Raw genomic sequence first — 13,327 nt, 5'->3', positions numbered from 1 at the left:
AGCACCATCACACCACTTTCACGGGTGCAGTACGAATTCTCAGCCAGTCAAGTGCAGCGCCCTGCAGCAAGGGAGCAAGTCGCTCTGACACCAGGGCGTGATACTGGTCAAGCCAATCCAACTCCTCTTTACTGAGCATGTCAGGAAGCAGACAGCGCGTATCGATTGGGCACAGCGTCAAGGTTTCGAAGTGCAGGAAATCACCGAATGCACTTCTGCCCAGTGCTCGAGTGGCGACCAGATTCTCGATACGCACTCCCCACGCCCCCGGCCGGTAGGTACCCGGCTCGATGGAACTGATCATCCCCTCCTGCATTGCCGTGTGCGGCGCGGTTGCGGCCTGATAGGCAATCACCTGCGGCCCTTCGTGCACGTTCATGAAGTAGCCGACGCCATGCCCGGTGCCATGGCCGTAATCGACCTGATCTGCCCATATCGGTGCCCTGGCGATGGCATCGAGCAGCGGGGATAGAATGCCTCGCGGAAATCGGGCGCGGGACAACGCGATCATGCCCTTGAGCACGCGAGTGCAATCTTGCTTCTGTTCCAGGCTCGGCGTCCCTATTGGGACCATACGCGTGATGTCGGTGGTGCCGCCCAGATATTGCCCGCCGGAGTCGATCAGCAACAGGCCATCGCCTTCGATGATCGCATGGGATTTTTCGGTTGCGCGGTAATGCGGCATCGCGCCATTGCCGTTGAATGCCGCAATAGTGGCAAAGCTCAGCGAGACGAACCCTGGCCGACGAGCGCGGGCAGCACGCAACTGTTCATCGACCGTCAACTCAGTGATGGTTTCTTGGCCCATATGGGTCTCTAACCAAGCGAAGAATTCACACAGCGCAGCGCCGTCCTGCTCCATTACCTGGCGTACATGCACCAGCTCGTCTTCGCTCTTGCAGGATTTGCTCAGCGTGGTCGGGTTCAACCCCTCTACCAGTTGCACCCGTTCATCGAGCGCTTTGAGCAAACCGCTAGTCACCCGAGCCGGGTCTATGAGCAACCGGCTGCTGGGCGCCAGCCCGGACAGGGCATCGTGCACTGCCGAATAGTCGCGCACTTCGATACCGTCAGCTTCAAGGACATGGCGCAGGTGCTCGTCGACCTTGCCGGCCCCCACGAACAGGAAAGCCTGATCCATGCCGATCAAGGCGAAAGCGAGGAAAACCGGGTTGTAGGAAACATCGCTGCCGCGCAGGTTGAACAACCAGGCTATGTCGTCGAGAGTCGCAATGAAATGCCAGTCAGCCCCCCTCTCCTGCAACTTGGCGCGCAGCTGGCCAAGCTTGCCAGCACGGCTGACCGTGGCGTGAGGTGGCAGGTGCTGATAGACGGGGTTATCAGGTAGCGTCGGACGCGCCTCCCATACTTCACCAAGCAAGTCCCGATCAGTGATCAGCCGAGCCTGACGTGACTTAAGGCTCTGCTTGAGCAGGCGCGCTTGAGACAGCGCCATTACCGCACCGTCCACCGCTACGGCGCCATTGGCGCGAATGTTCTCTGCTAGCCACTCCAAGGCGCCAGGTTTACCCGGCAGCAATTTCATCAAGGCGATACCGCTGCCGGTCAGCTCATTTTCCGCTTGTTCCCAATAGCGGCTGTCGGCCCACAAGCCAGCAAAGTCAGCAGTCACCACCAAAGTGCCGACTGAGCCATCGAACCCCGAGAGCCACCGACGGCCTTGCCAATACCCCGGTAGGTATTCGGACAAATGCGGATCAGCGGAAGGTACCAGTAGTGCATCGACGCCCTCCCGCGCCATGACTTGGCGCACGCGCATCAGGCGCTCTGGCACACTTTGCTCAATCGTGTTCTGAACGTTCATGCGCACTCCTGCCAAAATTCGGGGGTAATTCCACAGGGAGAATAATGAAACAGCTGACACTGTGTAGCAATCGTCGACCGCTCTGACTAAGAGCAATCACGCTGAACGCTTTGCGAATAGGACAATTCCTACAACTGACCCGATACCGTCAGTCCATTCGGGCTGAACTTCCCACTGACTGATGCTTCACAGCCTGTACATCCATTGCACACAGGCACCTAGCTATGCCCAGTGCCCACCATCGAAAATCTGCCGTGGTTCTGCTCGACACCCGCGAGCGAACGCCTGAGCACGAGCACGCCGTGCACCTGAAGCTGGCCGCTCGCTTGGCGCAGCTTCTGGGCTGCCATGCGGTGCTGCCTGAAGCGCCGATTAGGGGGGACTCTCACTACTATTACCTTCCCACCGAAACCCTGGTCGACACTGAACGCTATGCCGCCTTGGGTATTTCCGGCGAGCAGGACTTCTTCGGCGGCTTGGTTAGCCAACCTTACATGGCCACCAAAGCCATATCCCACCCGCTCCCGCCTGATGCCCGATTTCCGCATGGCTGGACCAACGAGTTCGCTCCCCAGGCGAGTACCGCACTGCTGCGCGGCTATACGGTGTTCAGTAAGGTCGATGCCCGTCGCGCGGCTCAGTTGCTGCTGCTTGAAGGCCCACTGAGGATCAAGCCAGTGCGCGCCTGTGCCGGTCGTGGCCAGCAAGTCTTGACCCAAGCGGACGAACTGGAGCCGCTGCTGGCCAACATCGATGAAAGAGAGCTGGGAGTATGGGGGCTAGTACTGGAGGAAAATCTGAGCAACGTTCAGACCTTCAGCGTCGGCCAGGTTCGCGTCGCCGGCCTGACCTGCAGCTATTACGGCACCCAGCAGCTTACCCGTGACCATCAAGGTGCCGAAGTGTACGGAGGTTCCGAGCTCATCGTGGTGCGCGGCGACTATCTCGCGTTATTGCAGCGGCCCATGGAGGATTGCCTGCGCTTGGCGATCAATCAGGCCATGGTCTATGAGCATGCTGCCGAGCAGCACTTCCCAGGCTTCATCGCATCACGGCGCAATTATGATGTTGCCCGGGGCACTACAGCCCAAGGCCAGGTGCGCAGTGGGGTGCTTGAGCAATCTTGGCGAATGGGCGGCGCAAGCAGCGCCGAACTGCTGGCTTTGCAAGCATTTGCTGATGATCCGGCTCTTCTGCAGGTATGCGCATCCACGCACGAGGTGTACGGCGCACCCGATTTACCTCCTGACGCCACGCTTTTCTATCAGGGAAACGACAGTGAACTCGGACAACTCAGCAAATACGCGCGAATCCGCCAGCATCGGCATTCAGAGTGAAACCGTGGAATTGCAGGTCGATGATGACAGCATCGTCGGCACCATAGTCAGCCCTGGCCCCAAGATGCCCGGCATACTTTTCGTCCACGGCTGGGGCGGTAGCCAACAGCGTGATCTGGCTCGGGCCCGGCACATCACCGGCCTGGGTTGCGTTTGTATGACATTCGACCTGCGCGGCCATGAAAAGACTGAAGGCCAGCGCCTGACTGTGACTCGCGAACAGAATCTGAAAGACCTGTTGGTCGCGTACGATCGGCTGGTCAGCCACCCGGCTGTGGACAGCGGTGCGATCGCTATCATCGGCAGCAGCTACGGTGGTTATTTGGCAACCCTCCTCAGCTTGCAACGGCCGGTGAAATGGCTCGCGTTGCGGGTGCCGGCGATGTATTGGGACGATGAGTGGAACATGCCTAAACAAGCCCTGGACCGTCAGCGACTGAACGTCTACCGCCAACGTGTTCTCGGCCCGGCAGACAATCAGGCCTTGGCCGCCTGCGCCGAATTTGCCGGCGACGTGCTGCTGGTGGAGTCAGAGCATGATGACTACGTGCCGCACACCACTTTGATGAGCTATCGCTCAGCATTCATCAATGCCCATTCGCTGACCCATCGTACTGTCGACGGTGCCGATCACGCCCTATCCAGCGAGCAGAGCCAGAAAGCGTACAGTTCGATCCTTGCATCCTGGATCAGTGAAATGGTTATAGGCGCGCGTCTTGACCGCTATCCACACTACGCCCCTTGGTACGCGTGATCCGAAGCGAGCGGGCAGTGAAAGCCCCCATCGCTGCCTCGCACCAGCCCGCGTAGCGCCTGATAGGCAGCAAAATTGACGCCCCGCGCCTGATAGTGACTGAGCAATTCCAGAAAAGGCTCTTGAGCGAACCACTGGGCAGCTTGCTCCCACGCTATCCGTGACTGCCATTGCAAGCATTGCAGAACCCGGCTGCCATCATCGCTGGCCTCAATAGAGACGCTCTGCAACCCCAGGCAGCGCTCAGCCAGCGTTTCACTGCGCGCGATCAGTGCTTCAGCCAGCGCTGCCTGGCGTGTGGAAGGCACCTCATATTCGATCATCTGGGTAAACCAAAGGGAATGTGGCGCGGTGGTCATGGCAGATCTCCTTCCTACGAGCGTTGCTAGGGAATGGCCAGCAGGGTAAAACCTTGAGTTAACTCTAGGTCAAGCAGTATTTCTCATGCCTACTACCTCCTCTGTAAGCGAAGACAAGATGCTCAGCGTCGGCCAACTGGCTGCCCGCAGCGGCGTGGCAGTAACTGCGCTGCATTTCTATGAAACCAAGGGGCTAATCCATAGCACGCGTAACGCTGGCAACCAGCGCCGTTACCCCAGAGCAGTGCTGCGGCGCGTCGCGGTGATCAAGATGGCTCAACGCTTGGGTATACCTTTGGCCCAAATCGCCGCTGCCTTGGCCGAGCTGCCAAGCGACCACACGCCCAACACCGAAGACTGGCAGCGCCTGTCGGCACGCTGGCGTGATGACTTGAGCCAACGTATTGAGCAGATGATCAAGCTGCGTGACCAACTCGATGGCTGCATCGGCTGTGGTTGCATGTCGCTAAAGGAGTGCCCGCTGCGTAATCGCCAGGACCACCTGGCTGATGCAGGACCAGGGCCGCATCTGCCATGAGCGATGCGTGAACGACTATTTACCGTGGACAAAACGAGCTGCTCGGCGCCCCGGTGCCGGCCAGCAGGGCGCTGCGGCGCGCCGCTCAGATCACCACGTTGCGTACGAAGCGCACCGGTTCGTGTCCATCATTCCGGTAGGCATAGCGGCAATTGCTGGGGAAGACATGGAACTGCCCAACTTCAAGACAGTACTCCGCGCCTTCGATGACGAGCGTCAGTTGGCCTGCGGCCACATAGATTTGTTCACTCCAACCCTCGGCATCCGCCTCGCTGGCGTAGCGCTCACCTGGCGCGAGGGTCCACTCCCAGATTTCCACTTCCCGCCGAGCACTGCTGCTTGCCAGCAACACGGCTTTGCTCTGCGGGTGCTCACCGGCCCAGGCCAGCTCATCGATACGGCTGGGATCACGCTGATCGGGCGCTTGGATCAGCGTGCTGAAAACCACCCCAAGCGCTTGTGCAATAGCATCCAGGGTCGTCAGGCTGACATTCTTCTCCCCCGCCTCGATCGCCACCAGCATGCGCCGGCTGACGCCGGAACGTTCTGCCAAAACACTCTGGCTCATGCCAGCTGTATTGCGCAGGCGCCGCACATTGAGGCTGACATGCTGTAGCACCGACGCCTGACGCGAAGAATCTTTGTGCACTATATTGCTCACCTTTACCCGTTGCGCATTATACTGCTCATTTGCGGCGATTGTGCGCCGCCTTCTCCGAGTACGCAAGATCATGAACCAGCCAACCAGCAGCCCGCAGCCCACCTTGTCTTTGCGCCTGAGCAAAGCGGAAATGGTGCTGGTATTCATCACCATGCTATGGGGCGGCACCTTCCTGCTGGTGCATAACGTCATGACTGTAAGCGGCCCGATGTTCTTCGTGGGCCTGCGCTTCGCGGCAGCGGCGCTGTTCGTCGGGCTGGCTACGGGGCGGGCACTGGCAGGCCTGACCTTCACTGAACTGAAGGCCGGCATGTTGATCGGGGTGTCGATCATGCTGGGCTACGGCTTGCAGACCATGGGCCTGCAGACCATCAGCAGCAGCCAGTCAGCGTTCATTACTGCGCTCTACGTACCTTTCGTTCCACTTTTACAGTGGCTAGTGCTGGGGCGCCGACCAGGGCTCATGCCTAGCATCGGCATCGGCCTGGCCTTCATTGGCTTGATGTTGCTGGCCGGCCCCGAGGGAGGCGCCTTGCATTTCAGTGAAGGTGAAGTGGTCACCCTGGTAAGCGCAGTGGCCATCGCCGCCGAGATCATCCTGATCAGCCGCTTCGCAGGCCAAGTGGATGTGCGCCGCGTCACCGTGGTGCAATTGGCCACCGCTTCGCTGCTAGCGTTCCTGATGGTTGTCCCCACCCAGGAACGTCTGCCTGACTTCTCCTGGTTGCTATTGCTTAGCGCGTTAGGCCTAGGGGCCATGAGCGCGGTGATCCAAGTGGCGATGAATTGGGCGCAAAAGTCGGTGTCACCCACGCGCGCCACGTTGATCTATGCGGGAGAACCCGTGTGGGCAGGCATCGTTGGGCGCATCGCCGGCGAGCGCCTGCCAGGTATTGCATTGCTGGGTGGTCTGTTGATCGTAATTGCGGTAGTGGTCAGCGAGCTAAAGCTTCGCCGCAACCGTCAAGTGAGCGAAACCTTGCAGACGCCAGGGACTCCCGAGCAAGAGATCGGCCTGTGAAACGCCACTTGCAAACTATGCTCTGTAAAAAACTGTCATAAAAAAACAGCTTGTCACAGCGCTTTTGTAGGATTCTGCGACAGCTTGCGTGTTGGTGATAAACGGCCCGGCACGTATGATCCTTGCAAACCTTTCAAGAATAGAACGCTATGTCATTGATAGTGCTACTGCTTCTGCCGTTCCTGGGCAGTTGTCTGGCAGCTGTCCTGCCGCACAACGCGCGTAATGCCGAGTCCGTCTTAGCCGGGCTCGTTGCCCTGGTCGGCACCGTCCAGGTAGCACTGCTGTATCCGCAGATCGCTCACGGCGGCGTAATTCGCGAAGAACTCCTGTGGTTGCCGAGCCTTGGCCTGAATTTTGTGCTGCGCATGGACGGTTTCGCCTGGTTGTTCTCGTTGCTGGTACTGGGCATCGGCACACTGGTATCGCTGTACGCACGCTACTACATGTCCCCGCAGGACCCAGTACCCCGATTTTTCGCTTTCTTCCTGGCATTCATGGGGGCCATGCTCGGCCTGGTAATCTCCGGGAACCTGATCCAGCTGGTATTTTTCTGGGAACTGACCAGCCTCTTCTCCTTCCTGCTGATCGGCTACTGGCACCACCGCGCAGACGCGCGCCGCGGCGCCTACATGGCCTTGATGGTTACTGGCGCAGGTGGTCTGTGCCTGCTGGTCGGGGCGCTTCTGCTCGGCCATGTGGTGGGCAGCTACGACCTGGACAAGGTTTTGGCTGCCGGCGAAGCCATTCGCCAACACTCACTTTATCCGGTATTGCTGCCACTGATCCTGATCGGCGCATTGAGCAAGAGTGCGCAATTCCCCTTCCAGTTCTGGCTGCCCCACGCCATGGCGGCTCCCACTCCAGTTTCCGCCTACCTGCACTCGGCAACGATGGTCAAGGCCGGTGTATTCCTGCTGGCTCGCCTCTGGCCGGTGTTGTCGGGCAGTGATGAGTGGTTCTGGATCGTCGGCGGCGCAGGTGCCATAACTTTGCTGCTGGGCGCGTTCGCGGCAATGTTCCAAAACGACCTCAAGGGCTTGCTGGCTTACTCGACAATCAGCCACCTGGGCCTGATCACCCTGCTGCTGGGCCTCAACAGCCCGCTGGCTGCAGTCGCCGCAGTGTTTCACATCCTTAACCACGCCACCTTCAAGGCCTCGTTGTTCATGGCCGCCGGGATCATCGACCATGAGAGCGGCACTCGTGACATACGGCGTCTGAGTGGTTTGATACGCCTGGTTCCCTACACAGCGACCCTGGCCATGGTAGCCAGCGCGGCGATGGCAGGGGTGCCGTTGATGAATGGCTTCCTGTCCAAAGAAATGTTCTTCGCCGAAACCGTATTCATCAGCTCCACTGCCTGGGTCGAAGCCGCACTGCCAGTTATCGCCACCCTCGCCGGCACCTTCAGTGTGGCCTACGCCTTGCGTTTCACCGTTGACGTATTCTTCGGGCCACCCGCCACCGATCTGCCGCACACGCCCCATGAACCTGCGCGCTGGATGCGTGCGCCCGTGGAGCTGCTGGTGCTGGTTTGCCTGGTGGTTGGCATCTTCCCGTCTCAATCGGTGGGCCCACTGCTGGCCGCCGCTGCACTGCCAGTGGTGGGCGGTACCTTGCCAGACTACAGCCTGGCTATCTGGCACGGCTGGAACGCACCGCTGATGATGAGTTTGCTCGCCATGAGCGGCGGTATCGTTCTCTATCTGCTGCTGCGCAAACAACTGCGTCGCGGCCGCTTCCCATACCCGCCGCTGATCGAACGCTTCAATGGCAAGCGCCTGTTTGAACAAGGCCAGGTCCAACTGATGCTAATAGCTAGGCGAGTTGAGCGTGTGACCACTAGCCGCCGCCTGCAATCACAGCTGTTCATGCTGGTATTGGCCGCCTTCATAGCCGGCCTCACCCCCATGCTCTACAGCGGCCTGAGCTGGGGAGATCGACCAAAGATTCCAGGCTCCGGGGTATTTGTCGCGCTCTGGTTGATCGCCATTGCCTGTGCCATCGGTGCCGCCTGGCAGGCCAAGTACCACCGTTTGGCCGCCCTCATCATGGTCGGTGTCTGCGGCCTTATGACCTGCATCACTTTCGTATGGTTTTCAGCCCCTGATCTGGCTCTGACTCAACTGGTCGTCGAAGTGGTAACCACGGTACTGATTTTGCTGGGCCTGCGCTGGCTGCCACGGCGTATCGAAGGCGTCTCGCCACTGCCTGGCAGCCGTGATCGAGCCCGTGCCCGGCGCCTGCGCGACCTGCTGCTGGCTGTGCTGGTCGGGGGCGGTATGGCCCTTCTGTCTTATGCCATGCTTACCCGGCCGACGCCCAACGACATTTCTTCGTTCTATCTCAGCCGCGCCCTGCCCCAAGGCGGTGGCACCAACGTGGTCAATGTCATGCTGGTGGACTTCCGCGGTTTCGACACCCTCGGCGAGATCACTGTGCTGGTGGCCGTGGCGCTGACCGTGTTCGCGCTGCTGCGCCGTTTCCGCCCGCCGAAAGAGAGCATGCAGTTGCCAGCTCAGCAGCGGCAGTTGGCTCCAGACCTGGTAACCGACTTGATCAACCCACGGCATGCGACCGACACCGCTCTGGGCTTCATGATGGTGCCAGCCGTATTGGTGCGCCTGCTGCTGCCCATCGCCCTGCTGGTGTCGATGTACCTGTTCATGCGTGGCCACAACCAGCCAGGTGGCGGCTTTGTCGCAGGCCTGGTGATGTCGGTAGCGTTCATTCTCCAATACATGGTGGCAGGCACCCAGTGGGTCGAAGCACAGATGAGCCTGCGGCCCTTGCGCTGGATGGGCACCGGGCTGCTCTTCGCCACCTTGACCGGGGTCGGCGCCATGTTGCTGGGGTACCCGTTCCTCACTACCCATACCGCCCACCTGGACGTGCCGCTGCTCGGCGACATGCACGTGGCCAGCGCGTTGCTCTTCGACATCGGTGTGTACACGGTGGTAGTGGGCTCGACCTTACTGATTCTCACCGCTCTGGCGCACCAGTCAGTACGGGCTTACCGCCCGGCGAACTCGCCGAAGTCCAGCCAAGCAGGAGCCGCCTGATGGAAGAAGTCATTGCAGTCGCCATCGGCGTATTGGCAGCATCGGGGGTATGGTTGATCCTGCGCCCACGCACCTATCAGGTGATCATGGGGCTATGCCTGCTGTCGTATGGCGTCAACCTGTTCATTTTCAGCATGGGCAGCCTGTTCATCGGCAAGGAGCCGATCATCAAAGATGGCGTGACTCAGGACCTGCTGCATTACACCGACCCGCTGCCGCAAGCGCTGGTGCTCACCGCCATCGTTATCAGCTTTGCCATGACCGCACTTTTCCTGGTAGTACTGCTGGCCTCGCGGGGTCTGACCGGCACTGACCATGTGGACGGCCGGGAGCGTGACGAATGAGTGGCATTAGCCAACTGATGATTGCGCCCATCCTGCTACCCCTGCTGACGGCAGCAGTGATGCTGTTGCTGGGCGAAAAGCACCGCCCGCTCAAGGCTCGCTTGAACCTGCTCTCCACCTTCGCAGGGCTGGGAGTCGCTGTAACGCTGTTGATGTGGGTGCGTGCACAAGGCCAAGCGGAGTCGATCGGCGTCTATCTACCGGGCAACTGGCCCGCGCCCTTTGGCATCGTACTGGTGGTGGACCACCTCTCGGCCCTGATGCTGACCCTCACCGGGGTTATCGGCGTCAGCGCGCTATTGTTCGCCAGAGCGCGATGGGATGGCGCGGGGGCCAGCTTTCATGCGTTGTTCCAGATCCAGTTGATGGGCCTGTATGGCGCATTTCTCACTGCTGACCTGTTCAACCTGTTCGTGTTTTTCGAAGTGCTGCTAGCCGCATCCTACGGCCTACTGCTCCATGGTTCGGGCAGAGCGCGGGTGCGCGCCGGGCTGCACTATATCGCCATCAACCTGTTCGCCTCCTCCCTGTTTCTGATTGGCGCAGCGATGCTGTATGGCGTCACCGGCACCCTGAATATGGCTGACCTGGCGTTGAAGATTCCGTTAGTGCCTGAAGCAGATCGTGGTTTGCTGCACGCAGGTGCGGCAATCCTGGCGATGGCGTTTCTAGCCAAGGCCGGGATCTGGCCGCTGAATTTCTGGCTGGTCCCTGCCTACGCCTCAGCCAGTGCGCCAGTCGCCGCACTGTTCGCCATCATGACCAAGGTCGGCCTGTATGCGGTTCTGCGACTGTGGACGCTGCTATTCTCCGGGCAGGCCGGGGCCTCGGCGCATTTCGGTGGGCAATGGCTGGTCTATGGGGGGCTGATCACCTTGGCCGTGGCGACGGTGTCGATACTGGCCGCACAGCGCCTGGAGCGCATGGCTGCGCTGAGCATCCTGGTTTCTGCTGGCACCCTGCTGGGGGCGCTGGGTTTCGCCCAGCCAGCACTCACTGGCGCAGCCCTGTTTTACCTGGTCAACTCGACCCTCGCGCTGTGCGCACTGTTCTTGCTCGCCGAGCTGATCGAGCGCTCGCGCTCGGCCAACGAGATGCCGCTGGAGGAGGAAGAAGATGCGATGCCTCCGCCGCTTGAGTCGCTGCATCCGCCCAAGGGCATCAACCTTGACGACGAGCAGAAAGCGGTGATCGGCCAGATCATCCCTTGGACCATGGCATTTCTAGGCCTTAGCTTCATCGCCTGCGCCCTGCTGATTATCGGCATGCCGCCGCTGTCCGGGTTCGTCAGCAAACTCAACCTGATCAACGCGCTGTTCAATCCGCAAGGCTTGGGAATGCCAGCCGAATCTGCGCTCCAACCTGCAGGCTGGGTACTAGTGGCGCTGCTGATTCTCGGGGGCATGGCCTCGCTTATCGCCTTCGGCCGAGTAGGCATCCAGCGCTTCTGGAAACCCGAAGAACGCCCTTCGCCCGCGCTGCGCGGGTTTGAGTGCCTGCCGATCGTGATCCTCCTCGGCTTGTGTATGGTCCTCAGCTTCAGGGCCGAACCGTTGTTGCGCTACACCCAGGACACAGCCGCCAGCCTCCAGGCGCCGGATGCCTATATCGAAGCCGTGATGGCCGCCCGGCCTCTACCCGGCCCCACAACACCTAATGTACAGGTGCAGCCATGAGCCGACTGTTCCCCGCTCCGCTGCTGTCGGCGGCCTTGTTCTTGCTGTGGCTGCTGTTGAATCTCTCGGTCAGCCCCGGCAACCTGTTGCTTGGGGCCGCACTGGGCGTCCTGGCGCCGATGCTGATGGCACCGCTGCGTCCGCAACACGCCCACGTGCGAAAACCTTGGGTGATGATAAAGCTGATTTGTCGTGTAGGCATGGATGTGGTTCGGTCCAACCTGCAAGTCGCTAGCACCGTACTGCGTGCTCGGCAGCGTCCACCGCGTTCGGCCTTCGTGCATATTCCGCTGGACCTGCGCGACGCCCACGGCCTCGCGGCATTGGCAATGATCACAACCGTCGTGCCGGGTACCGTATGGTCGGAGCTGGCCCTGGATCGCAGCGTACTGCTGCTGCATGTGTTCGAGCTGCACGATGAAGCGGCCTTCATCGAGCATTTCAAACTCACCTACGAACGCCCTTTAATGGAGATCTTCCAATGACAGGCCTGCTCGCCAACGCGGTTCTCGCCAGCCTGTTCATCTTCGCCCTGGCGATGGGTTTGACGCTGATACGGCTGTTTCGCGGGCCTTCGGCGCAGGACCGGGTGCTGGCCCTGGACTATCTGTACATTCTGGGCATGCTGACCATGCTGGTACTAGGGATACGCTACGCCAGTGACACCTACTTCGAAGGTGCATTGCTGATTGCTCTGTTCGGCTTTGTGGGTTCGTTCGCCCTGGCGAAATTCCTGCTACGTGGTGAGGTGATCGAATGACCGAAGCCCTTCAACTGCCCTTCTGGCTGGAGCTGGCTACTGCCGCACTGTTACTGATTGGTAGCGTATTCGCCCTGATCGGTGCCATTGGCCTGCTGCGCCTGAAAGACTACTTTCAACGCATGCATCCACCGGCGCTTGCATCAACCATCGGCGCCTGGTGCGTAGCATTGGCATCGATCATCTACTTTTCATGGCTCAAAAGCAGCCCAGTGCTACACGCCTGGCTGATACCGATCCTGCTGTCGATTACCGTGCCGGTAACAACGCTGTTGCTTGCTCGTGCAGCGCTGTTCCGCAAGCGCAGGTCCAAAGAATCCGTGCCCGCAGAAGTGAGCAGTGGTCGAGACCGCGGCCACTGAGACGGCTGGGCTCAAGCTTCGTTGAGGCGCTGTAACTCGCGCCGGACCATGGCGACATAAGGAGGCGGGCCCAGCTGATACAACTGGGCCGCCACCCAGCTCAACCAGCCACTCCCCATGGCGCCACGCTGCTCCAGCAAGCGCTGGGCCTCAGCCAGTGCCTGTGCCTGGTGCTGCCGATGAAACTCGGCACGTGTACCAGGCTCTTCGTTAAGGTTGCTCACTCGCTGGCCTTGAACGTGGTCAGCTCGCCCTTGCGCCATTTGGCGACCTTGCCGGTTACCGCCTTGAGTAATTTGCCCAAACCTTCATGAACCTGTTGCTGTGCCGCGAAGACCAGCATCACACCGTGGCCTTCGCGGAACACGATACCTTCGCCTTCCGGCACCGTTACGAATGCGTAGTCGCCGACGCCATAAACGTTCAGCTTGATTTCGCGAAAGCGCATTTCCAGCTTGCCGCCTTCCCGGCTAGGCAGAACCGCGGCGCGGAAGTGATCGCCTACTTTCAGCTCCAGGCGCTGCTTGTCATCGACCACCAAAGCGCTTTCGGTGTCGATCTCAGCCATGTAAAGGCCTTCAGGGTTTTGTTCGGTGACATAAATGAAACGGCCTTGAAACAGCTT

Annotated in this window: 15 protein-coding genes; 10 read left to right on the top strand and 5 right to left on the bottom strand. The window is 60.1% G+C overall.

Annotation, left to right across the window (positions count from 1 at the left end):
• Nucleotides 1-7: 7 nt before the first annotated feature.
• Nucleotides 8-1,825, bottom strand: a complete 1,818-nt coding sequence (locus ACK59H_RS21365; RefSeq protein ID WP_060479284.1) for an aminopeptidase P family protein — start codon at nt 1,823-1,825, stop codon at nt 8-10.
• A gap of 224 nt (nt 1,826-2,049) precedes the next feature.
• On the opposite strand from ACK59H_RS21365, the gene ACK59H_RS21360 reads away from it, so the two are divergent.
• Complete coding sequence (locus tag ACK59H_RS21360) at nt 2,050-3,162, top strand: DUF3182 family protein (protein ID WP_060479285.1); 1,113 nt, start codon at nt 2,050-2,052, stop codon at nt 3,160-3,162.
• Entirely contained in the window at nt 3,146-3,916 is a 771-nt protein-coding gene (locus ACK59H_RS21355) for a S9 family peptidase (protein ID WP_060479320.1), read from the top strand. Before ACK59H_RS21360 ends, ACK59H_RS21355 begins: the two co-directional genes overlap by 17 nt.
• Here the strand turns inward: ACK59H_RS21355 and ACK59H_RS21350 are convergent.
• Nucleotides 3,895-4,275, bottom strand: coding sequence for a hypothetical protein (locus ACK59H_RS21350; RefSeq protein ID WP_060479286.1), 381 nt, complete (start codon nt 4,273-4,275; stop codon nt 3,895-3,897). The two genes, ACK59H_RS21355 and ACK59H_RS21350, sit on opposite strands and share 22 nt — an antisense overlap.
• An 85-nt stretch (nt 4,276-4,360) precedes the next feature.
• Here ACK59H_RS21350 and soxR point away from each other — a divergent pair, with 85 nt between their 5' ends.
• The gene (soxR, locus tag ACK59H_RS21345; RefSeq protein WP_060479287.1) at nt 4,361-4,813 is read left to right on the top strand and encodes a redox-sensitive transcriptional activator SoxR; all 453 of its coding nucleotides are present in this window, start codon (nt 4,361-4,363) and stop codon (nt 4,811-4,813) included.
• 85 nt (nt 4,814-4,898) lie between these two features.
• On the opposite strand, the gene ACK59H_RS21340 is transcribed toward soxR, so the two are convergent.
• Nucleotides 4,899-5,462: an XRE family transcriptional regulator gene (locus ACK59H_RS21340; protein ID WP_060479288.1), complete on the bottom strand. Its 564-nt coding sequence runs from the start codon at nt 5,460-5,462 to the stop codon at nt 4,899-4,901.
• Between the two features lie 82 nt (nt 5,463-5,544).
• Here ACK59H_RS21340 and ACK59H_RS21335 point away from each other — a divergent pair, with 82 nt between their 5' ends.
• From ACK59H_RS21335 to ACK59H_RS21305, 7 genes are all read left to right on the top strand, one after another.
• The gene (locus ACK59H_RS21335; RefSeq protein ID WP_060479289.1) at nt 5,545-6,495 is read left to right on the top strand and encodes a DMT family transporter; all 951 of its coding nucleotides are present in this window, start codon (nt 5,545-5,547) and stop codon (nt 6,493-6,495) included.
• 149 nt (nt 6,496-6,644) lie between these two features.
• Nucleotides 6,645-9,560 carry a monovalent cation/H+ antiporter subunit A gene (locus ACK59H_RS21330; protein ID WP_060479290.1) on the top strand — a complete coding sequence of 972 codons (2,916 nt, stop codon included), beginning with the start codon at nt 6,645-6,647 and terminating at the stop codon, nt 9,558-9,560.
• On the top strand, nt 9,560-9,904 hold the full coding sequence (locus tag ACK59H_RS21325) for a Na+/H+ antiporter subunit C (protein WP_003250128.1): 345 nt from the start codon (nt 9,560-9,562) through the stop codon (nt 9,902-9,904). The genes ACK59H_RS21330 and ACK59H_RS21325 overlap by 1 nt, the downstream gene beginning before the upstream one ends.
• Nucleotides 9,901-11,580 carry a monovalent cation/H+ antiporter subunit D gene (locus ACK59H_RS21320; RefSeq protein ID WP_409264888.1) on the top strand — a complete coding sequence of 560 codons (1,680 nt, stop codon included), beginning with the start codon at nt 9,901-9,903 and terminating at the stop codon, nt 11,578-11,580. The genes ACK59H_RS21325 and ACK59H_RS21320 overlap by 4 nt, the downstream gene beginning before the upstream one ends.
• Complete coding sequence (locus ACK59H_RS21315; protein ID WP_060479292.1) at nt 11,577-12,065, top strand: Na+/H+ antiporter subunit E; 489 nt, start codon at nt 11,577-11,579, stop codon at nt 12,063-12,065. Before ACK59H_RS21320 ends, ACK59H_RS21315 begins: the two co-directional genes overlap by 4 nt.
• Nucleotides 12,062-12,340: a K+/H+ antiporter subunit F gene (locus tag ACK59H_RS21310; protein WP_060479293.1), complete on the top strand. Its 279-nt coding sequence runs from the start codon at nt 12,062-12,064 to the stop codon at nt 12,338-12,340. The genes ACK59H_RS21315 and ACK59H_RS21310 overlap by 4 nt, the downstream gene beginning before the upstream one ends.
• Nucleotides 12,337-12,702, top strand: coding sequence for a Na+/H+ antiporter subunit G (locus tag ACK59H_RS21305; RefSeq protein WP_060479294.1), 366 nt, complete (start codon nt 12,337-12,339; stop codon nt 12,700-12,702). The genes ACK59H_RS21310 and ACK59H_RS21305 overlap by 4 nt, the downstream gene beginning before the upstream one ends.
• An 11-nt stretch (nt 12,703-12,713) precedes the next feature.
• Here the strand turns inward: ACK59H_RS21305 and ACK59H_RS21300 are convergent, their stop codons facing one another.
• Nucleotides 12,714-12,926: a hypothetical protein gene (locus tag ACK59H_RS21300; protein WP_060479295.1), complete on the bottom strand. Its 213-nt coding sequence runs from the start codon at nt 12,924-12,926 to the stop codon at nt 12,714-12,716.
• The coding region (locus ACK59H_RS21295; protein ID WP_409264887.1) for a hypothetical protein at nt 12,923-13,327 on the bottom strand (405 nt) is incomplete at its 5' end. The genes ACK59H_RS21300 and ACK59H_RS21295, both read right to left, overlap by 4 nt.

The sequence above is a fragment of the Pseudomonas sp. KCJK9000 genome, from assembly GCF_046230725.1.
GTDB lineage: Bacteria > Pseudomonadota > Gammaproteobacteria > Pseudomonadales > Pseudomonadaceae > Aquipseudomonas > Aquipseudomonas promysalinigenes.
The sequence above is the reverse complement of the archived record's forward strand: the minus strand, read 5'-3'. Positions and strand labels throughout refer to the sequence as shown.

What these genes read in the sequence shown, in the direction of transcription:
- ACK59H_RS21365 (WP_060479284.1), bottom strand. Translation starts at nt 1,825, where the DNA reads ATGAACGTTCAGAACACGATTGAGCAAAGTGTGCCAGAGCGCCTGATG.
- ACK59H_RS21310 (WP_060479293.1), top strand. Translation starts at nt 12,062, where the DNA reads ATGACAGGCCTGCTCGCCAACGCGGTTCTCGCCAGCCTGTTCATCTTC.
- ACK59H_RS21360 (WP_060479285.1), top strand. Translation starts at nt 2,050, where the DNA reads ATGCCCAGTGCCCACCATCGAAAATCTGCCGTGGTTCTGCTCGACACC.
- ACK59H_RS21330 (WP_060479290.1), top strand. Translation starts at nt 6,645, where the DNA reads ATGTCATTGATAGTGCTACTGCTTCTGCCGTTCCTGGGCAGTTGTCTG.
- ACK59H_RS21350 (WP_060479286.1), bottom strand. Translation starts at nt 4,275, where the DNA reads ATGACCACCGCGCCACATTCCCTTTGGTTTACCCAGATGATCGAATAT.
- soxR (WP_060479287.1), top strand. Translation starts at nt 4,361, where the DNA reads ATGCCTACTACCTCCTCTGTAAGCGAAGACAAGATGCTCAGCGTCGGC.
- ACK59H_RS21320 (WP_409264888.1), top strand. Translation starts at nt 9,901, where the DNA reads ATGAGTGGCATTAGCCAACTGATGATTGCGCCCATCCTGCTACCCCTG.
- ACK59H_RS21325 (WP_003250128.1), top strand. Translation starts at nt 9,560, where the DNA reads ATGGAAGAAGTCATTGCAGTCGCCATCGGCGTATTGGCAGCATCGGGG.
- ACK59H_RS21335 (WP_060479289.1), top strand. Translation starts at nt 5,545, where the DNA reads ATGAACCAGCCAACCAGCAGCCCGCAGCCCACCTTGTCTTTGCGCCTG.
- ACK59H_RS21305 (WP_060479294.1), top strand. Translation starts at nt 12,337, where the DNA reads ATGACCGAAGCCCTTCAACTGCCCTTCTGGCTGGAGCTGGCTACTGCC.
- ACK59H_RS21315 (WP_060479292.1), top strand. Translation starts at nt 11,577, where the DNA reads ATGAGCCGACTGTTCCCCGCTCCGCTGCTGTCGGCGGCCTTGTTCTTG.